This is a genomic window from Leifsonia psychrotolerans (assembly GCF_013410665.1).
In the GTDB taxonomy this organism is placed as follows: Bacteria; Actinomycetota; Actinomycetes; order Actinomycetales; family Microbacteriaceae; genus Cryobacterium; species Cryobacterium psychrotolerans_A.
Genome location: NZ_JACCFM010000001.1, coordinates 1029631 through 1048735 on the forward strand (window position 1 = coordinate 1029631; position 19105 = coordinate 1048735).

28 protein-coding genes and 2 tRNA genes are annotated in these 19105 nt (G+C 61.1%); 28 read left to right on the top strand and 2 right to left on the bottom strand.

What is annotated here, in order from left to right:
• The first annotated feature begins 65 nt into the window (after positions 1-65).
• From HNR05_RS04755 to HNR05_RS04815, 13 genes are all read left to right on the top strand, one after another.
• Complete coding sequence (locus tag HNR05_RS04755; RefSeq protein WP_179577978.1) at positions 66-383, top strand: hypothetical protein; 318 nt, start codon at positions 66-68, stop codon at positions 381-383.
• Positions 380-688 (top strand): hypothetical protein, encoded by a 309-nt coding sequence (locus tag HNR05_RS04760; protein WP_179577979.1) that lies wholly within the window; start codon positions 380-382, stop codon positions 686-688. The genes HNR05_RS04755 and HNR05_RS04760 overlap by 4 nt, the downstream gene beginning before the upstream one ends.
• Positions 685-1107, top strand: coding sequence for a hypothetical protein (locus HNR05_RS04765; RefSeq protein WP_179577980.1), 423 nt, complete (start codon positions 685-687; stop codon positions 1105-1107). The genes HNR05_RS04760 and HNR05_RS04765 overlap by 4 nt, the downstream gene beginning before the upstream one ends.
• Before the next feature lie 426 nt (positions 1108-1533).
• The gene (locus tag HNR05_RS04770; RefSeq protein ID WP_179577981.1) at positions 1534-1701 is read left to right on the top strand and encodes a hypothetical protein; all 168 of its coding nucleotides are present in this window, start codon (positions 1534-1536) and stop codon (positions 1699-1701) included.
• On the top strand, positions 1694-2131 hold the full coding sequence (locus HNR05_RS04775) for a hypothetical protein (protein ID WP_179577982.1): 438 nt from the start codon (positions 1694-1696) through the stop codon (positions 2129-2131). The genes HNR05_RS04770 and HNR05_RS04775 overlap by 8 nt, the downstream gene beginning before the upstream one ends.
• Positions 2128-2319 carry a hypothetical protein gene (locus HNR05_RS04780; RefSeq protein ID WP_179577983.1) on the top strand — a complete coding sequence of 64 codons (192 nt, stop codon included), beginning with the start codon at positions 2128-2130 and terminating at the stop codon, positions 2317-2319. The genes HNR05_RS04775 and HNR05_RS04780 overlap by 4 nt, the downstream gene beginning before the upstream one ends.
• On the top strand, positions 2309-2581 hold the full coding sequence (locus HNR05_RS04785) for a hypothetical protein (protein ID WP_179577984.1): 273 nt from the start codon (positions 2309-2311) through the stop codon (positions 2579-2581). Before HNR05_RS04780 ends, HNR05_RS04785 begins: the two co-directional genes overlap by 11 nt.
• A gap of 1 nt (position 2582) precedes the next feature.
• Positions 2583-2780 carry a hypothetical protein gene (locus HNR05_RS04790; RefSeq protein ID WP_179577985.1) on the top strand — a complete coding sequence of 66 codons (198 nt, stop codon included), beginning with the start codon at positions 2583-2585 and terminating at the stop codon, positions 2778-2780.
• On the top strand, positions 2780-3019 hold the full coding sequence (locus tag HNR05_RS04795; RefSeq protein ID WP_179577986.1) for a hypothetical protein: 240 nt from the start codon (positions 2780-2782) through the stop codon (positions 3017-3019). Before HNR05_RS04790 ends, HNR05_RS04795 begins: the two co-directional genes overlap by 1 nt.
• On the top strand, positions 3016-3651 hold the full coding sequence (locus tag HNR05_RS04800; RefSeq protein WP_179577987.1) for a DUF7341 domain-containing protein: 636 nt from the start codon (positions 3016-3018) through the stop codon (positions 3649-3651). Before HNR05_RS04795 ends, HNR05_RS04800 begins: the two co-directional genes overlap by 4 nt.
• Positions 3652-3945: 294 nt before the next feature.
• Positions 3946-4004 (top strand) — tRNA-OTHER (locus tag HNR05_RS04805).
• Positions 4005-4066: 62 nt separating this feature from the next.
• Positions 4067-4139: transfer RNA gene (locus HNR05_RS04810), tRNA-OTHER, on the top strand.
• 687 nt (positions 4140-4826) lie between these two features.
• A complete protein-coding gene (locus HNR05_RS04815) occupies positions 4827-4979 on the top strand; it encodes a hypothetical protein (RefSeq protein ID WP_179577988.1) in 153 nt (50 codons plus the stop codon).
• A 39-nt stretch (positions 4980-5018) separates the two neighbouring features.
• On the opposite strand, the gene HNR05_RS04820 is transcribed toward HNR05_RS04815, so the two are convergent.
• Complete coding sequence (locus HNR05_RS04820; protein ID WP_179577989.1) at positions 5019-5213, bottom strand: hypothetical protein; 195 nt, start codon at positions 5211-5213, stop codon at positions 5019-5021.
• 22 nt (positions 5214-5235) lie between these two features.
• On the opposite strand from HNR05_RS04820, the gene HNR05_RS04825 reads away from it, so the two are divergent.
• From HNR05_RS04825 to HNR05_RS04890, 14 genes are all read left to right on the top strand, one after another.
• Positions 5236-5448, top strand: coding sequence for a hypothetical protein (locus HNR05_RS04825; protein WP_179577990.1), 213 nt, complete (start codon positions 5236-5238; stop codon positions 5446-5448).
• Between the two features lie 656 nt (positions 5449-6104).
• A complete protein-coding gene (locus HNR05_RS04830; RefSeq protein WP_179577991.1) occupies positions 6105-6506 on the top strand; it encodes a hypothetical protein in 402 nt (133 codons plus the stop codon).
• A 370-nt stretch (positions 6507-6876) separates the two neighbouring features.
• A complete protein-coding gene (locus tag HNR05_RS04835; protein ID WP_218868810.1) occupies positions 6877-8151 on the top strand; it encodes a hypothetical protein in 1275 nt (424 codons plus the stop codon).
• Positions 8152-8167: 16 nt separating this feature from the next.
• Positions 8168-9622, top strand: coding sequence for a phage portal protein (locus HNR05_RS04840; RefSeq protein WP_179577993.1), 1455 nt, complete (start codon positions 8168-8170; stop codon positions 9620-9622).
• Between the two features lie 385 nt (positions 9623-10007).
• Entirely contained in the window at positions 10008-10856 is an 849-nt protein-coding gene (locus tag HNR05_RS04845; RefSeq protein ID WP_179577994.1) for a hypothetical protein, read from the top strand.
• Between the two features lie 78 nt (positions 10857-10934).
• Positions 10935-11648 carry a hypothetical protein gene (locus HNR05_RS04850; protein WP_179577995.1) on the top strand — a complete coding sequence of 238 codons (714 nt, stop codon included), beginning with the start codon at positions 10935-10937 and terminating at the stop codon, positions 11646-11648.
• A gap of 14 nt (positions 11649-11662) precedes the next feature.
• Positions 11663-12508: a phage capsid protein gene (locus HNR05_RS04855; protein WP_179577996.1), complete on the top strand. Its 846-nt coding sequence runs from the start codon at positions 11663-11665 to the stop codon at positions 12506-12508.
• A 14-nt stretch (positions 12509-12522) separates the two neighbouring features.
• Positions 12523-13095: a hypothetical protein gene (locus HNR05_RS04860; protein ID WP_179577997.1), complete on the top strand. Its 573-nt coding sequence runs from the start codon at positions 12523-12525 to the stop codon at positions 13093-13095.
• Entirely contained in the window at positions 13092-13493 is a 402-nt protein-coding gene (locus tag HNR05_RS04865) for a DUF6093 family protein (RefSeq protein ID WP_179577998.1), read from the top strand. The genes HNR05_RS04860 and HNR05_RS04865 overlap by 4 nt, the downstream gene beginning before the upstream one ends.
• The gene (locus HNR05_RS04870; protein ID WP_179577999.1) at positions 13493-13924 is read left to right on the top strand and encodes a hypothetical protein; all 432 of its coding nucleotides are present in this window, start codon (positions 13493-13495) and stop codon (positions 13922-13924) included. The genes HNR05_RS04865 and HNR05_RS04870 overlap by 1 nt, the downstream gene beginning before the upstream one ends.
• The gene (locus HNR05_RS04875; RefSeq protein WP_179578000.1) at positions 13925-14344 is read left to right on the top strand and encodes a hypothetical protein; all 420 of its coding nucleotides are present in this window, start codon (positions 13925-13927) and stop codon (positions 14342-14344) included.
• Positions 14345-14470: 126 nt separating this feature from the next.
• Positions 14471-14971, top strand: a complete 501-nt coding sequence (locus HNR05_RS04880) for a phage tail tube protein (RefSeq protein ID WP_179578001.1) — start codon at positions 14471-14473, stop codon at positions 14969-14971.
• Between the two features lie 91 nt (positions 14972-15062).
• Positions 15063-15581 carry a hypothetical protein gene (locus HNR05_RS04885; protein WP_179578002.1) on the top strand — a complete coding sequence of 173 codons (519 nt, stop codon included), beginning with the start codon at positions 15063-15065 and terminating at the stop codon, positions 15579-15581.
• Between the two features lie 53 nt (positions 15582-15634).
• Complete coding sequence (locus HNR05_RS04890; RefSeq protein ID WP_179578003.1) at positions 15635-15937, top strand: hypothetical protein; 303 nt, start codon at positions 15635-15637, stop codon at positions 15935-15937.
• A gap of 14 nt (positions 15938-15951) precedes the next feature.
• Here HNR05_RS04890 and HNR05_RS04895 read toward each other — a convergent pair whose 3' ends face one another.
• Complete coding sequence (locus HNR05_RS04895) at positions 15952-16164, bottom strand: hypothetical protein (protein ID WP_179578004.1); 213 nt, start codon at positions 16162-16164, stop codon at positions 15952-15954.
• 44 nt (positions 16165-16208) lie between these two features.
• On the opposite strand from HNR05_RS04895, the gene HNR05_RS04900 reads away from it, so the two are divergent.
• On the top strand, positions 16209-19103 hold the full coding sequence (locus tag HNR05_RS04900; protein ID WP_179578005.1) for a phage tail tape measure protein: 2895 nt from the start codon (positions 16209-16211) through the stop codon (positions 19101-19103).
• Positions 19104-19105: the final 2 nt, after the last annotated feature.

Below are 19105 nucleotides of genomic sequence, written 5' to 3' on the forward strand. Positions count from 1 at the left end.
CGCACCCCACTGGGCAAGAGCGCCATTCGCTGCCCGAACGAACCAGAGACGAAGGAGCAAGACGCATGAGCAAGATGACCGAGCGTCAAGCTGCGGCATGGCCCGGAGCTGTCGCGGAGGTTCAGCAGTACGTCGACACGAGCACGATCCCGGCCGATCTGGAGAACTACCAGTGGGCGGTGCATTGGATGGAAGAGTCGCGGCCCGGTCGCGGGTGCTCGCTCAGCGCCGTGTACTGCGACGGCGAGTACTTCGCTCAGGTGTCGATGGATGTCTACGGCTACCCCAGCGTGGCGGTGGCAGAGGTGTCGTGGCTTCACAACAGCTCCGACGACGAGTGCGAATGCGCCCCCTGCAAAAAGGAACGAGAGGACGACGAATGAGCATGCAGGGCAGTGAAGAAGTGATTGAGGCGGCAGCGAAGGCGCTGTCGGACAATGCCGCCGCGGCTAACGGGGCGACATCCGTCTGGTATCGACTCAGCGAGGCACGCAAGGACGACTACCGGGAATATGCCCACGCCGTCGCCCCGATCCTGATCGCCGAGGGTGTCAGGTTGGCACGGGAAGCGGTGGAGTACTCAACGCCTGCTCTCGCCGTACCCCCGGCGCTTGCGGGCGGCTGGGTGATGGGAAACCGTGGCGCTCTCGCCGCTATCGACGCACTCGGGAAGGACGAGACGAAATGACCGACCGCGAAGAACTGGCAAGGGCAATCGGAGGCGTGCTGTTCAACGTCTCGAACTTCCCAAAGCCAGCCCAGGCGCGTCTGCTCGGGCAGGACATGAAGCCGCTGAAAGACAAGTTCACCGACGCAATCCTGGCCGCTGGTTTCCGGAAGCCCGCCGAGCCGGAATCAGAAGATCAGCGGATCGAGGCGTGGGAGGCAATCGCCCGCCACCCGTTCTTTCGCGAATGCTACGAGACGGACGGAACGCTACTGGACGCCATGCTGGCGAAACTCAGCACCCCAGCCGAGCCGGTAACGGTGGAATGGGAGTACGGGGCCGGGCTGAACGGTCCACGCGGTCATCGCCGAGTGATGGGCATCTCCGCAATTCCCGCTGGCCCTTGGCTCCCCGTACCGGATGCGGAGGGCGAGGGGTGAAGTGGGTCAACGCGTTCTGCAAGCACCGACACGTTCGGTGCGTACATGGTGACGAGATCATCGCGCGCGGATTCAGGCGTGTCGCATGTCTCGACTGCGATGGGTCACTCGAAGGCCCGCTTCCGCAGTTCTGCTACGTCACCGGCGAGTACCACCCGTACGCAGTCCCGACACCCCCTGACGAGAGCGAGGCCCGCTGATGTGGACATGGACATGCACCGGATGCCGAGAGGTATTCAACGGCGCGACGAAAGCCGAAGCGCAGGGCAAGTTCTTTGCTCATGCGAACGAAGCGCACCCGAAAGCGACAGTGCTTTCGGTGGCCCCTGATGAGAGCGAGACCGAATAATGGCGCACGCATGGGCGAACACGACACACAGGCGCGGAGCAAGGCACGCAAGCTCGTTGCAGTCGAATGGATTCACTGTGGCTGATCTGCGTGCCTTTGTCGCGGCAGTGAACGAGGCGCAGGTGTCTGACGTGGGAGTGATCCGTATCGACAAGTCAAACCTCAGCGAGAGTGGCCGCTTGACAGTGACCATGAGCGTTGAAGAGCAGTACGAGCCTGACGAGAGCGAGGCAGCAGATGAGTGAGTACACGCCGACGACCGCTGACATTCGGGAATGGTGGGCCGAAGATCAGAACCGCACGCACGGGGAAGGCGACGGCGCCCACGCCGAAGAGTTCAACCGCTGGCTCACCAAGGTGGTGGCCGACGCGAAAGCGGAAGCGTGGGAAGTCGGGCTGAACGTTGGCATCGGCTACGGCGTGGTAATGAACCTGCCAGGCATACCGGAGCCGGTGAACCCGTATACACCCGCCGATCCTGACGAATCCCACGACTTCGACCCGGCACCGACCGACCCGCTCGCTACCGGTTGCGCCCGTTGCGCTGCACTCCCTGGTGAAGGTGAGGCGTGCGAGCCACCCGTGAAGTGGGAGCCAACAAGCCCCCGTTTCGACACGACGAAAGAGGCCCACGAGTGGCTCGCGACCCCCAACGAGAGAGGTGAAGAACGATGAGCGCATCAGGGCATCTGGATTCAGAAAGGATCACGGACGAGAACTGGCAAACCGCCACGGACGAGATCCCGCAGGACGGCTGGAACGACCGAGACATTGAGATTCCGATGTCGGGTGACGCTCTCGCACGCATCAAACTCGCGGTGGCCGAGACGGATGACGAGAGAGGTGAAGCGAATGGTGATTGAACAGATCGCACCAGCTGTGATCATCTGCCACGGCCCGCAGATGGCGGAATCGTCCCGCGACTCGATGGGCGTCCGATGGTGCTTCAAGTGCCGCAAACGCGCCGAGTTCACATGGGTCGTCATGGCCCCGGTCATCGACTGGGATAACAAAGCGAGCGTGTACGCGGCGATGTGGGGGCCGACCGCGCACAGCGAGTGCGGCTGTTGCGATGAGCACGGGGGCGAGCTGTTCCCCGGATGGACATACAGGTGGGAGGACTGACGTGGCTGATGAACGCATCCGGCTCACCCAACGCGTAAATGGCGGTCTCTTCCTTCGGGTAGAGGCCGCCACTGCTTTACGGGAGGGCAAGGACTGGTTGGAAAGCGAAATCCTCAAACGCGGGCTGTACCCCGTCGACCTGGGGGAACCAAAAGAGAACGGCCGGTGGTTAGACGTGCCGGTCAGGAAGGACGAGTGATGAGCGCAGAGAAGACAAAGCGACTGCTCGCTGAATACGGGCAGGCAATCCGAGGCGACTGGGGCAGCATCGACGGGCGGCAGGTGCAAGGCGACCTGGCGACAATCGCTTACTCAATCGACACGTATGGCGACGAGCCCAGCCGTGGCGAGCGCATGGGGCTGTGCTTGTGCACCGAAGGGCGCGGGCACTGGTCGGGCTGGTGCGACGAGAAGTGCAAGACGGGCGGAACCGAATGAGCGACCTGCTATCCGCCGTCGACGCGCTCACCCAACCGGTGCGGTCAATGGTGATCCAGTCGAACGATGCCGGGATCACGTGCACGTCACCTGTCGTGCTGCCGTCACTGCTGGAACGGTTGCAAGCGTCGATTCAGTCGAGCATGGGCGGATCGTCGTCAGGCGCTTCACTCGCATCCGAAAGGGCGCCACTCGACACTGGGGCACTGTTCGAGGCAATGAAGATCACCGCGCAGATCGACAGCTGGTGCCACAGCGCGAAGATCATGCCGACACATCAGCCGGCCAATGATCTCCGCGCATGGTACGTCGCCACACTGTCGAGACCGGCAGATGAGGCCCGTGAGGACTTCTGCGTCAAGCAGCTCGGGAAATGGGCGCGTAGCATCGAGGCCATGATGGACAGACCGAGGGAGAAGGAGCTACCCGACGACTGCCCGACCTGTGGCGCAAAGGAATGGTGGAAAGCAGGTGAGCGGTACCACCACCCGTTGATCGTCCGCTACCGACCGGACGACCCAGTGGGCAGCGCAACCGCCATGTGTCGGTTCTGCGAGAAGGTCTGGAACGCCCGCGAACTCGCATTTGAGCTAGAAGGACACGCCGCAGGCCAAGTAGCGGAAGCGGGGTGAAGATAGTATATTTGTAAATGCGCTCTACAGCTCTGCCCAGAGCCAGGCGCAACAACTTGAGAAAGGCCCTGATCTTCGGATCGGGGCCTTTTTTGTTTCCACTTCCCCTGTCCAACCCATCACCGCTCACCAATCTCCGGGCCAGCCTCAAGCTGAGCCACCACGCAGACGGTCGAATGGCTGACAAGGGGAACTAACCCGGCCCGCACCGTCATGCGGGTTGGTGATCGCGCACCGCTCGGGCGGATGTAACCCAGGAGCTCACTGGAAGCGCGGAAGAACGAGCAATCAAGGTCCGGTGTAGCTCAGTCGGTAGAGCCACAGGCGCGCAGGTTCGAGCCCTGCCACCGGAACGTGTACCGAAAGGTCGCGGCAGCCAGGTAAGTGCCGCACACAGGGTGACGACCCACCGTTTGGGAGTAGAAGAGTCAAGGTGACAGCGCTGGCTGTAAACCAGTGCACGGCAGGTTCGATTCCTGCTGCTCCCACGATGCGTGGCCTTCGACGGCACGCGACCTCACACCTATGCATGGGCGTGAGGGATCAGCTGGCGCGAAGTCCCGGCAGGGATGCCAGTTACCGCCGTCCACTTTCAACAGGGAGACCCGATGCGACCAAGCACCAGCTGGCGACGACTGACCCCACGAGGCCTATGGGCATTTGCCAGGTGCTACCGAGCGCAATGGGTGCACCTGTCGAAGCCGCGCGGCGAAACGCGTCGGTACGCCGCACGAGTGGCTTGGTACTACGGGCCAATCCGATGAGCACCGATGCGTGAGTGGTGCGGATGCGGTGCTGGGATCTCCGGCAAGCCAAAGCAAGTAGCCAAGTGGCGCAAGAACCACCGCCACCCAGTCGAACACCAAGACACGCACTCCGACACAGAACGATCCGAACAGGACGACGACGGGTCTGTGCGCATCGGGTTTCAGATGAACGAGAGGCAAGGCAATGACGCCTAGCAACTTCCCCAACCAGTGCCCGCACACGAAGCCCGATCAGCCAATGCAGGGCGAACGATGCGCCATGACGACGCACACCGGGCCGTGCACATGGGTGCGACCAGAGACGCAACGCGACATCGACGCACGGCAAGCCGCGGCGTACTCGACATCGAGCGAGCACGCCGGGTTCGACCTTGGCGACGTGCGTCGAATGTATCGAGGGGCGATCTGATGCGAACCGTGCAGATCCCCGACACTCACGCATTCGTGACGTTCCCCGTACCAGCAGAGCGCACAGACGCCGAGACCGAAGAGGCTTACGCGCAGGCTTACGACCTCGAGCATGGGGCCGAAGAGGTCAACGTGGTTCGAGGGCGCGAGTAATGACCCAGCCAATGCGACCAGGCGGGACACGGCAGGCGACTAGACCCGCTTGATCGCCAGTGCAATCGCTCGAGGCGTCAGCCCAGTGATGTCCTGTAGCTGCTTCCAAGTGAAGCCGGCCGCAAGCCCTGCACGTATCTGGCGGTCACGGTACTGGACACGGGTAACGCGCAAAGCGTCGAGATCAGCGATCTTCTTGACCGTCAGGCGCAGCTCGTTCTCATCGAAGATCATGCTTCCAGTGTATAGTGGAAGCATGCTCGAGCAGATAATCAACGAGTCCATGCAGCAACGCGGCGCGCTCATAGAAGAAGCGCTCGAGAAGGCGCTAGTCACGGGATCTTGCGGTGTCGTAGTAATCGAAACTGCAACATCGACAGCCGTCGCGGTAAGCCCGCTCGTGCCATACGGTGAGCTGTACCAATTCCCCTCCGAAGACGCCTACGAGATGTGGCGCAACCGGAAGTAACCGACGCTGCCACCCAATAGCCTCGCCTAACCGCGGGGCTACTCGTGGTTAAAGAGGTGGCTCATGCGCGTCTGTTCAGTGTCCGGATGCCCCAAGCTCTACCCATCCACCGAAGGCAGCAGGTGCCACACCCACAGGGTGCAGGCAGACCGGGCCAGGGGAACCAGCACCGAACGTGGATACAACTCCACAGGACACACCAAGAGGTTCCGCCCCAGCGTGCTCGAGCGTGACCCCATCTGCGTGCTCTGCCAGGTAGCTCAGTCCACCGTGGCCGACCACTACCCACGCTCACGCAAAGAACTCACCGACCTGCACATGGACCCCAACGACCCCAAGCACGGCCGCGGGCTCTGTAAGCCCTGTCACGACGCGTCCACCGCACAGCACCAGCCAGGTGGATGGAACGCCCGATAGGCCGCCCGTCTGACCCCTGTTGCCTGCCCGGTGAGGTGGGGAGGGACCCCCTGCACCCCTGTCGCTGAAGGCCGCGGGGGAGGTGGAAAAAACCTCAGATGGGTTCAAACGTTTTCCGATCGCCCCGCAATGGGTCGGTTTTCCGATCCGCGCAAGGCGGTTGAGGGGTGATTGCTATGGCTTCTGGTGGCGCGCGTGCTCGTTCGGGGCCTGCTCCTGATCCGAACTCTTACCGGTCGATGAATAAGGACTGGGCTGATCTTCCCGGTGCTGGTTTCAAGGGTGATGTTCCGGAGTTCCCGCTCAGTGATGCACTGACGGTTGAGGTTGAGCTTTGGGCTGACCTCTGGTCTAAGCCGCAGGCTGCTGCGTGGGCGTCTCTCGGGTTGAAGTATCAGGTTGCCGCTTATGTGCGTGCGTTTCTTGAGTCGACGGCGGCGGAGGCTTCGGCTGGTTTGAAGACTGCTGTTCTTCGCATGGAGACAGAGCTTGGTATTTCCGTTGCTGGCATGCGTCAGAACGGTTGGCAGATCAGTGATTCGACGGGCGCCTCTTCGGTTGCGTCTGCGCCGGCCGCTGCATCTGCTCGAAGGACGACGACGGGCTCTTGGCTGACTGGGGTTGCTGTTGAAAAGCCCTAGTTACTCTGTTCCGCCTCGCACTCGTTCTCTTGGCTATCTCGGCATGTGGTGGATCGAGCAACACTGTGTTGTCCCTGATGGTGATAACGCTGGCACCCCGTTCGTTCCGTCTCTCGATCACCGCGTCTACATGGCGAATTGGTACGAGGTGCGCTCGACGGCGAAGGTTGGCGATCGTGCTGCGGCGTTCAGGTATCGCATCGGGTTGTGGGTTGCTGCTCAGAAGGTTGGTAAGTCGCCGGGCGTGGCTGCTGAGACGTGCCTCGAGTTCGTTGGCCCGTGCCTGTTTGACGGGTGGGCCGCCGAGGGTGAGATGTACATCTGTCCGTGGGCTGGTTGCCCGTGCATGGATACCCCATATTTTTACGAGGTGGGCGAGCCGAAGGGCCGACCATGGCCGACGCCTCGCATTCAGCTTGCGGCTGTTGTTGAGGATCAGGTTGAGAACACTTGGGGCGCTCTTGTCCCGATGATCGATGACGGCCCGCTGGCGAACGTGATTCCGAAGACGGGCGAGGCGTTCATTCGTCACCCGAACCGGAACCGTGATTCGCGCGTCGAGATTGTGACGTCGAAGGCTGACGGCAAGCTTGGCGCGCGCATCTCGGCCGGCAAGTGTGACGAGACGGGCCTCTGGACTGAATCCAACGGCATGAAGAAGTTCGAACGGAACTTGCGTCGTGGTGCCGGTGGTATGGGTGGGCGCGTTTCGCATTCCTCGAACCCGTATGACCCTGCCGAGAACAGTGTTTTGCAGGATCAGATGGAGTCGCAGCTTCCGGACATCCTGAAGCATCATTTCCCGCCGCCTGTGCATCTTGATTTCGCCCTCAAGAAGGATCGCATGCTGATCCTGAAGTGGAACTATGCGTCGTCGCCGTGGGTTGACCTGCGGACGGTTGATGCGGAGTCTGTGGCGTTGATGGAGACGAGCCCTGCTGAGGCTGAACGCTTTTACGGGAACCGTGTCAAGGCGGGTTCTGGTTCGTGGATGGATATGGCGAAGTGGGAAGCGAAGAAGGCCGCTGGGCCGATCACGGTTTCTGCTCGCACGAAGGTCTGTCTGGGCTTTGACGGTTCGGACAACAACGACCACACCGGTATCCGGCTCGAGACGCTTGACGGGCACCAGTTCTTGCCTGTCTATGGCGAGAAGCGGCTCAAGACTTATTGGAAGCCGTCCGATTGGCAGGGGAAGATCCCGCACTCGGAAGTGAACGCGGCAATGTCGGAGCTGGCGTCTGAGTTCGAGATCGTGCGTGCTTATTGTGACCCGATGTTCTGGGAGACCGACATCGATAACTGGGCTGCTGCCTACGGCGAAAAGAAGTTCGTCAAGTGGCAGACAAACCGGATCTCAGCCATGCACGCGTCGCTCGAGCGGTTCCGCACTGACGTGTACAACACGGATTCGAGTTTCACGCATGACGGCGACCCGGACGTGGAAACGCATATGCGGAACGCGATCATTCGTTCCCGCAACGTCGACAAGCTCACCGGCTTGCGGCAGTACATCCTCGGCAAGCCTACCGATCACCAGAAGTTCGACCTCACGATGTCGTCGGTTCTCGCGCACGAAGCAGTTTGTGACGCGATCGCTGACGGCGCTCGGGACGAAAAAGAAGACGAATACGTGTATTTCTAGCCACTAAGGGGGCGCCGTGGATGCTGTTGAAGCCCTCCGGTTGGTAAACCGCATATATACCCGGCTGAATGCGCGCCGGCCTGCCATCGAGAAGAGCGAGGAATACGCGGATGGTAAGCAGCCGCTGAGCTTCGCAACGGAGGAGTGGCGAAAGGCGAACGCGGCCCGCTACGACGGCTTCTCGGATAACTGGTGCGGGCCGGTGATCACCGCGGAAGCGGAACGCCTCAGCCATACCGGTATCAAGATGCTCGGGGATAACGGCACTGAAGCGGCTCGCATTCTGTGGGAACAGTGGCTGTTGAACGAGATGGAGATGCAGTCTTCGCAGGGCTTCGTTACGTCGCTAACCACGGGTCGCTCTTTCGTCTCTGTGTGGGGCGACAAGAACGATCAGCCGCAGGTCACGTGGGAACACCCGTCGAACGTTGAGATTGAGTACGACTGGGAGAACCCGCGACTCCGGAAGGCTGCGCTCAAGACGTGGCTGGATGAAACTACCGAGTACGCGACCCTCTACACTGCGGATGCGCTTTGGAAGTTTGAGCGCCCACGTGAACGGTCGAAGGATGACCGGGAGTCGCAGGCACAGCAGGGTCGGGTAAAGGCGTCGGCGGATGATGGCTGGATTCCTCGCGAGGTGTCCGGTGAGACATGGCCGCTGAATAACCCGATCGGTGACGTTCCGGTCGTGGAGATTCCGAACCGGCCTCGGCTGGGCGGAGACCCGCTGTCCGAGATCGCCGGCGTGATTCCCATGCAGGATTTCATCAACCTGCTTTGGGCGTACCTCGCGCTGTCGGCTGACTATGCCTCAATGCCTGCCCGTGTGGTTTTGCATCAGGGCCCGCCAAAGATGCCGATTCTCGACAGCAACGGGCAGAAGATCGGTGAGAAGGCGATCGAGATCAAGGATCTCGCTGAGAAACGCCTTCTGTATCTGTCGGGCGAGGACACTGCGATTGATTCGTGGGCTGCCGCTGACCTCAAGGTGTTCACGGATGCGATCGAGATCGGCGTGGGGCATATCGCCTCTCAGACTCGCACGCCGCCGACGTACCTGATCAGCAAGACGGGCATGTCGAACGTGAACGGCGAGGGCTTGAAGGCGTCTGAGATTGGCCTCGTCAAGAAGACGATGGAGTTTCAGCGCGGTGTGGCACCTGCCTTGCGCGAGGTATACCGCCTCATTGCTTTGGCGTTGGGTGATCAGGCGCTGGCTCGGCAGGCTCGTCTGTCGACTATTTCGTGGGCGAGCGCGGAGATTCGTTCTGACGCTCAACTCGCTGACGCACTTGTGAAGCTCAAGTCGATCGGGTTCCCGCTCGAGTACCTGATGGAGCTTTACGGTCTCGGCCCGGTAGAGATTGAGCGCATCCTGGCGATGCGTGAGCAGGAGCTACTTGACCCGCAGCTTGCGGCCGCTACGAGGGAGCTGACCCATCTTGGAAACGCTCCTTTCGGCGGATAGGTATTACGCACAGCAGCAGCAGATAGCGGCTACCACTGTGGCGTCTGCTGCGAAGCTCTGGCGGCGCGTTGGGGACGACTTCTCGTCTGATTGGGCGGTTGTTCGTCCCCGCGTCCTTGAGGTCGTGCAGGTGGGCCGCTTGGCTGCTGCGACGTCGTCTGTGGCGTACACCCCGAAGGTGTTGGCGGAGACTAACCAGATTGCGGTTCCGGCTGGGGCCCTGGTCCCTTCTGCGTTTGTTCAGTTCGCGCCGGATGGTCGCGATATGGGCACGTTGCTGGATCAGTCGGTGGTTAGGGCCAAGGCCGCAGTGGGTCGCGGGGAAACCTCGACCGCTGCCCGTGCAATTGCGGGCGAATGGCTGACTGGCATGCTGCTAACAGTCATGGCTGACACTGGCCGGTCTGTTGTTGGCGCCGACATTGCCCAGCGGCCGACACTCACCGGATATGTGCGGATGCTGAATGCACCATCATGCTCGCGCTGCGTGATCCTGGCGGGCAAGTGGTTTCGATGGAATCAGGGCTTTCAGCGTCACCCGCGCTGCGACTGCCGGCACATTCCTGCATCGGAGAATGTCGGTGGCGATCTACGCACTGACCCCTACGCCTACTTCAACTCGCTCACTCCCGAAGCGCAGACCAAAGCGTTCGGGCGCATTGAGGCGCGGTCGATCCAAGACGGTGGCGACATCTACCGTGCCGTGAACATCAAGGCTCGCGGGCTCGGCACGGCGAAGTCGAATCTTCGCTATGGCACCCCGTCGAAGATGACCATTGATGACATCTACCGCACGGCTGGCACACGCTCGAATGCAATCCGGATGATGACCGAACAGGGTTACATCACGGGCCCGCAGACTGCTGGCGGCAACATCTTCGGGCGCATGCGCGAGAGCTACAGCGTGCCGATCAGCCGCCCAATTGTTGCGGGCTCGAATCGTGACCGTGTTCTCACTGCCCGCAGTACAGGTGTTAGGGATCCGCTTGACCGCGCAACGATGACCGCTGCGGAACGTCGCTTGTTCGATGCTCAGTACCGGCTCAGCGAGGCGCGCACGACCGGCTACTGGCCGCGTTCTGTTGGCGCGAACTCGGCTGACCTGTTCTCGCTTCGGACACCTCTTGCTCCGGGCGATCTTGCACTGCTCGAGACGGTGCTGCAGAAGGAAATCGCGAAGCTCCCGAACGCCGCCGATTCGGTGCGTCGTCTGGCGTCGCTCCTTCGCCTCTAACCCAAAGCTTCCCGCTCCTTACGGGCGGAAGAAACGGCGCGCAATGCGTCACCCAACCCACATAAGGAGCAATTCCCCATGTCGGAAACGACCACACCCAAATCACACGCCGCCCGCCCGCTGCTCTGGAACAGGCCACGTCTTCGATTCATCGACGGCGCACCTGACGGAGCTGCAGGCACCGCGGATGAAGTCACTGAGGATGCCGCCGCTGACGCGGATGCCGACGAAACCGATGCGGGCGAAAGCGCTCTCGGGGATCCCGGCAAGAAAGCACTCGATGCGATGAAGTCCCAGCGCAATGCTGAGCGACTCAAGGCGAAGGATGCGCAGGCCGCACTCGACCAACTCCGTGCAGAGCTTGCCCTGAAGGACAAGCCCGCCGAAGAGCAGGCGCTCGAGACGGCCCGTGCAGAAGCTCGCGCAGAAGCGAACAAGACAGCCAACGGCCGCATCGTGAAGGTTGAACTTCGCGCCGCAGCCAAGGGGAAGCTTGCCGACCCTGCCGATGCTCTCGCTTTCCTCAACCTCGATGACTTCGACGTGAACGAAGACGGAGAAGTCGATTCCGCCGCACTGGACGACGCGATTGACGACCTCCTTGCCCGCAAACCGCACCTTGCCGCTGGTGGCGCTCGAAAGTTCGAGGGCTCCGGCGATCAGGGCGGGAAGGGCAAGAGTGCTCGTCTCTCGCAGGTCACACAGCAAGAACTCGAATCCATGTCCCCTGATCAGGTCGTGGCGGCTCGCAAGGATGGCCGCCTCAACAAGCTCATGGGCATCACCTCCTAAAGAAAGGCGCAGAGATGACTCTCGCTAACTTCACACCTATCATTTGGAACTCGCAGATGCTGATGGACTTCCGTCAGATCGCGATCGCTGCCAGCCTCGTCAACCGCGAGTACGAGGGTGACGCCCGTTCGGGTAACACCGTTCGCGTGAACACCGCGGGCGCGATCGCAATCAAGGACTACAAGGCCGGCGTCAAGGAATCCGCGCCTGGCGTCAAGATCCCGCGGAGCACGGCACCGGACGCGATCACGTCCACCAAGGCAGACCTGCTCATTGATCAGGAGAAGTCGTTTGACTTCCTCATCGATGACATCGACCGCGCACAGGCTGCGGGCTCGCTCGAGTCCTACACCCGTTCCGCGGCTGAGGGCATGGCTGAGGATGCCGATAAGTTCATCCTCAACGCACTCTCCACCACGAACGCCCACCAGACCGCTTCGGCAGTCACCAGCGGTGAACTTGCCTTCGATGTGATCGGCAAGCTCCGCCTGGTGCTCAACAAGGCGAAGGTTCCGCAGGGCAACCGCGTCTGTGTCATCAACGCAGAGTTCGAGTCGCAGCTCCTGAAGGCTGCGTCGCGCATCACGAACGTTGACCAGTCCGGTTCGGCTGAAGGTCTGCGTAACGCGAACGTTGGCCGCCTGCTCGGCTTCGACGTGTACGTGTCGGAGAACCTGCCGAACGTTGCTAAGCCCCAGGCCGTCGCTTGGTACAAGCCGTCGTTCTCGTTCGTTTCGCAGATCGAGAAGACCGAGGGCCTGCGCGACACCGACTCGTTCAGCGACCGCCTCCGCGGTCTGCACGTGTACGGCGCTAAGGCGTTCCGTCCGGCCGGCATCGCGGCATTCACCGCGAGCTAACGAAGGAGTATCTGGTGGACGCATTCGCAACATATGACGATCTGGGCAAGCTTCTGAACCGCACCTTCACGGTGGGCGTTGAGGCTGCTTGGATCACGACGCTGCTTGAGAGTGCGTCCACCTATCTCCGTGAGGATGTGATTGGTCAGCAGGTTTACCCGCAAGCCACATCTACGTTCGCGGCCTGGCCTGACACGACGGGAACTGTGGCACTGCCGCAGTTCCCCGTTGTGTCGGTGGCATCGGTCACATTGGGAGGGGCACCGATCTGGTTCCGCTGGGTCGATGATCGGGTGGAGACGAGGCAGCAGGAACGGGTTGAGGTCACGTTCACGTACGGTTATGCGCTGGCCCCTGAAGGGTTGAAGCGGTGGGCGTGCGTACTCGTTTCCCAAGCGTTGCAGCTGCTTGAGAACGAACTTGGCCTGTCAATTGGCGGCTTGTCGTCGGTCTCGATCGATGACTTCAAGCTGGCGTTTGCGAACGCTGGCGAGGATACGGGAATGACGCTTTCGGCTCGGAACATTGCTCTGATTCGGCGTCAGTTCTCGACCGGTGACGTTCACGTTTCGGATACGAGGCCGTGAGCACCGCAGCGGGCGCTACCCGCATGGGCCGCGCTCACGCTGAACGCCTGATGACTTCCACCTGCACAATCACCCGCGACACCGGCGAGACTGTCATGGACCCGGACACTCTCCAAGGGGTCCCTGTCACCATCACGGTCTATTCGGGCCCGTGCAAGTTGACGATCCCGAACACGTCGACTGTGACGGCTCAGATTCCTGGCATGGTGATCGCGAAGGATGACCTGATTCTGTCGCTTCCGGTGTCGACGTCGGGTGGCGTGCTGACGGATGATGTGGCGACGATTACAGCGAATGAGCTTGATCTGTCGTTGATCGGTTCCAGGTTGCGTGTCAAGGGTGTGCATCACCAGACGTATGCGACCGCGCGCAGGTTCCCCGTAGAGGAGGCGTCGTAATGGCTGACTTCGATTTCTCCGAACTGACGAAGCTGGCCGCTGATCTCGGCAAGGTGGGTGACAACGCTGGCCCATTCATTCGTCAGGCCATTCAGGTCACGTCATTGAAGGTAAAGAAGGCTGCTCAGAAGTCGGTCGGTGATTCGGAGATGTGGAGCGGTGCGGCTGCGGCGATCACGTACGACACGGAGGCGAAGGCCGCATTGTCTGGCTCTTCGATCACGTCTGAGATCGGCTATGACAAGGGTCGTGCTGGTGGGAAGCTCGGCAACTTGCGTGAGTTTGGCGCCCCGAATGCAACGTATGGCGGCAAGAAGGTTCCGCTGGCTCCGAGCAATGACCTCCGCAATGCCCTTGAGGCGAATCAGGATGACTTCGAGCATGGCATCGAGAAGGCTATCGATGATGCGTTGAAGGCGGTGGGCCTTTAGATGCAGCAGCACACGACCGCGATCGAATCTCTCGCGAAGACCGCCCCAGCATTTGCGTCCAAGACGTTCGTGTTGGTTGCGAGGGACCCAGTGGGCAAAATCCCCACGACCCCATACCTGGTGATCTATCCGGCTGATGGTGCGGACACGCAGGAGCGCAACACGGGCTCGAACTCCACCCAGCATCCGCGCTTCACATTGCATGTCGTCGGCTCGTCTTACGGGCAGGTTGCGACAGCAGTGAAGCAACTCAAAGACCGATTCGTGATCAACGGCTTCGGTGTCGAGATGAGCGTCCCTGGCGAGCAGTCGGGCAAGCTCTGGTTCGAGTCTCCGCTTCCGATTCAGGTTGACAACGACATCAACCCTGGACTCGCCTATCAGGTCCTGGAAATCGGCTGGTCTGCCGACGCCCTCTAACCCCAAACGCTTTCTAAGCCTCACTTCGGTGGGGCTTTTCGCTTTTAACCCCCGCTTCACCGGGCATCCGCTCGGTGAGCCCGCTTGGGCATCTATCCCCGGTGGATTACCGAAAGGAACACGGCTATGGCCGATGTAATCGAAATCGCTCCTCCCGCTGTCGACCAGACGGGCATGCTCACCGTCTTCTGGGTGCCGACATTGGCTAACCCTCTGGCACCAAAGGTCACGGAGGTAAAGGCTGGCAAGCGCGTCACGTACAGCTTCACGCCTGCCGGATGGTCGCCGACTTCAGATCAGGAGATCAACAAGGACGGGCGGGCAACGCTCCCGCAGGATCTCGAGTCTCTCGGCAAGATCACCGCATCACTCTCGCTTGAGTACGTCGATTCTGACGACGCCACCTCCGCGGCCGTCGTTCTCGTTCCCGGCCTCGTTGGTGCGTTCGTTGAGCGCCGGCGCGTGCGGAATGCGGCGGACATCACCGTCGCCGACAAGGTGCGCGTCTACACCGGCACCCTCGGAATCCGCAGCCCCGGTTCGCCGGATGGCACGGGCAAGTTCTCGCTGAAGCAGAAGGTCGCTCTCTCGAACGTCATCGGCGAAGAAGTCGCGATGGTCGCGTAACCACTCTCCAAGCCCCTGCTGGGGCGGCTTCCACCGGGACGCCCCAGCAGGTTTTTTCTTTGTCCCGGTGATCCCGGTGGAGGTTTTTGTTATGAGCACGTTTGCAGAGAAGAAGGCTGCGGCGCAGGCTGTTGAGCGCGAGTTCAAAGATGTCGTCGTGGCCCTGAAATCAGACCTGGACGGCAAGCGGAATGAGCTTATGGCCCAGTTGGCCGCTGCGGTCAAAGCCAAGACGGTGGCTTCGAAGTCGGATGTCGCTGACATTCAGTCGCAGATCGCGGCCATTGAGGCTCAGGAGCGCGACACTCTCGTGACGGTGCGCCTGTATAAGGTGCCACCTGTCGAGTGGGTTTCCCTGACGAAGGTCAGCGGGTATGACATGAACATCACAGCGGCCGCGGCTGCTGTGAACCATGCTGTAATCCTCGATGGCGAGGATGAGCTGGCACAGACCGCTGAGGAGTGGGCTGAACTGTGGGCGCTGATCGGTTCGCCGGGGTTCAGTATCGTCCTGCAGGGCACGTATGCGCTCAATGTGACGGAGCCGCAGGAGCGGTTGGAGCGACTAAAAAACTCCTCCGAGGTAGCTACCGCCTCCGCAAAGAAGTAGCTCTCGCCCGAAGCATGGGTGTCGCCCCTCGCGTTTTGTGGGGGTGGGCGCCCGTGCAGGGTGAGTCCCAGTTCGATGACGAGCAGGTTGACATGTTGATCGCGTCGTCCGAGCTTGATTCTGAGTACGGGGTGTATGGCGAAGAACTCGCGGTTGCGATGAGCGATGACGCGAACCCGAACAACTACAAGAGTGGCAAGCGGTACGTGCCTCACGGCCCAAAGATCAACTGGGCCGCGAAGGCCGTCGGTGACTTGCAAGAGCAGTTCTACAAGGAAAACCCTGACGGTTCACGTGCGGGGCATGTGTGGAGCGTTGAGCTCAAGGAGTTCGCGGCTGGTGCACCTGAGGGTTAGCGCCTATTTCGTCGCTAACTGCGATGACTAATGAAGTATCCGTAGGCGCCGAAGAACCCGATCATTGCGCCCAGTGCAATCAGTGCGCTGCCGACGCCAACGATCGGCGATCCGCCCGCGAGGAACCCGATCGCAAGGATGAACAGCCCGAATGCGGCCACGAAGAACCCGGTCGCAACAAATGTGGCCCACTGCGGGCGGGTGCCTACCTTCATGCTTTCGCTCATGCGCTGAGCCTACCGAATAATTCAACACTTGCCGGGAGGCTTTCATGACGGATCGCAAAGTAAAAGTCGTCCTGGGTGTTGACGCTTCCGGCCTTGTCACGGGCATGGACTTAGCCGCCGAGAAGACGAAGAAGGTCACGTCCGAGTCGGGGAAGTTGAACGCGAAGCTTGCGGAGCAGAAGGCCGCTATGGCTACGGCTGGCGCTGGCATCACGGCGTTTGGTGCTCTTGCTGCTGTCGGTGTCGGTATCGCTGTCAACAAGTTCGCTGAGTTCGACCAGGCGATGTCAGAGGTCAAGGCTTCGACGCATGAGTCTGCCGAAAACATGGCGCTGCTGCGTGATGCGGCAATGGTGGCTGGCGCGTCGACGGTCTTCTCTGCGACTGAGGCGGCTAATGCTGTTGATGAGTTAGCGAAGGCTGGCATCTCGACGGCTGACATTATCGGCGGCGGCCTGTCTGGCGCGCTCGACCTCGCCTCTGCGGGCGGGCTGGGCGTCGCTGATGCGGCTGGCATCGCGGCTACGGCTCTGACGCAGTTCAAGCTCAAGGGGTCTGACATCCCCCACGTGGCCGACCTGTTGGCCGCTGGCGCGGGCAAGGCGATGGGTTCCGTTCAGGATCTCTCGCAGGCATTGAATCAGGGTGGCCTGATTGCGTCTCAGACGGGCCTCTCGATCGAGGAAACCACGGGAACGCTCTCTGCCTTTGCGGCTGCTGGTTTGCTTGGCTCTGACGCTGGTACGTCGATGAAGACGATGTTGCAGCGCCTCACCCCGCAGTCGGCTGAGGCCGCAGCGAAGATGGACAAGCTGGGCATCTCTGCTTATGATGCGCAGGGCCAGTTCATTGGCATGGAGAAGTTCGCCGGCGTGCTGCAAGGAGCGCTCAAGGACCTCTCTCCGGAGGCGCGAAACTCTGCCCTCTCGGTCATGTTCGGTTCTGATGCCGTGCGTGCCGCCTCGGTCGTGTATGACCAGGGCGCTAAGGGAATTGGTGAATGGATTGGCAAGGTTGATGACGCGGGTTATGCGGCTGAGACTGCGCGCCTGAAGCTTGACAACCTACGCGGGGACACTGAGGCTCTCGGTGGGGCTTTCGACACTGCGCTGATCAAAATGGGATCAGCTGCGGATGGTTCGCTCCGGCTCTTGACGCAGACGGCAACCGAGTTGCTCGACATCTTCAACGCCGCGCCCCTGCCGATCCAGCAGACCGCGCTGGTAATCGGTGCGGTGGCTGCTGCTGCTGCTCTCGCCGGTGGTGCGTTCCTACTCACTGTCCCGAAGATTGCAGAGTTCAGCGCGGCCCTCGCAACGCTGACGACATCCACGATGCCGGGTGTCGCTGCTGGCGCGGTTGCCATGCAGGGCGCGATTGCCGGAGCAGGGAAGGCCATTGGCGCCGCAGCCACTTTCATGACCGGACCCTTCGGCATTGCACTGGCTGCTGCTGCGGTTGGAATTGCGATCCTCACGAAGGCTCTCGACGGTGCAAAGTCGAGCGCAGACGAGGTTGACAATAGTCTCCGCACGGCAAGCTCGGCCGCTCAGATTCTGGCGGTAGCCAGCAAGGGCGTCGACGCGACCTTTTTGGCTGAGGTAAAGCTTGGCGCTGGCGACGTGCGCGATGCTCTCGAGTCTGCGGCGCACTCGTCCACGAACTTCTTTGATGCGCTTTCGCAGACGAACGGGCAGAAGGCCACTCTTGACGTGTTCAAGCGTGCTGGCGAGGGGCTTGGGAGGCTGGCGTCGTCCGACCTCCCGGCAGCTCAGGCCGGATTCCGGATGTTGTCCGACGAGTACAAGCTGAACACTGCCGAACAGTGGCGGATGCTGAACACGATGCCGGATTATCTCGACGCGCTGAAGTCACAGGCAAACGAGCTCGGTATCAATGTCACGTCTTCGGACGAGGCTGCGAACAAGACGAACCTGTTGAAGCTCGCTTTTGGCAATGCGGAGAAGTCGGCACTCACGGCTGCTGACGCGTACATGAAAGCTGCTGATGAAACATCAGGGCTCAAGCAGGAACTGAGCACGCTCATTGACACGATCAATGAGGCAAACGGCATCGGTCAAGATGCGGTGTCCCAGAACATCAAGTGGCAGAACTCGCTCGCTGATGCTGATGAGGCAATTCGGAAGGCTCGGGAAGGTTTGGATGAGAACAATGACGGCGTCGCTGATTACACGCTGACTCTCGATCAGGCTACGCAGTCCGGCCGCGACAACATGGAGATGATCACTGGTCTTGCCGGTGATTACCAGACGGCTGCTGCGGCACAGTTTGCGCTTGATGGCAGCACTGAGACGTATGTGGCGAACCTTGCGGCTGGGCGTGATGCGGTGCTGCAGCGCGCGCGCGATCTGGGGGCGACTGATGAACAGATTCAGTTCTTGTCTGACCACATTGTGAACATGCCTTCTGAGAAGGAGATCAAGATCATTGCGGAGACGACGGCTGCGGCTGCTCGACTGGCTGACATTCAGGCCCGCATGGACAGGATCAGCGCTGGCGCAACGGGCACGGTCACTCTGCACCAGCTTTACCAGGACGAGGCGCGCTCTGAGCGGGGTAGCGCGAACGGGAACATGTTCGTCGGTGATGTGGCTCAACCGTTTGCGAATGGTGGTTTCCCGACTGGCATTTACAAGGGTCGGCCCGGTGGCATTCACCGTTTCGCGGAGCAAGAGACGGGCTGGGAGGCGTACATCTCGGGGAAGCCGGGGATGGAGGAACGAAACAGGTCGATTGCGTTGGATGCGCTGGGTCGCCTTGGTCCGCCTCAGTATGCACCGTCTCGTGCTCAGTATGCGGCGGGCTCGTCGGTCTCGGGCGACACGTTCCAAGCCACGTTCCAGCTTGCCCCGGCTGCTGGCCGTTCCTTGTCCGATCAGGCCTTTGAGGCTGCACGACGCTTGAAGATTCGGAGGTAGGT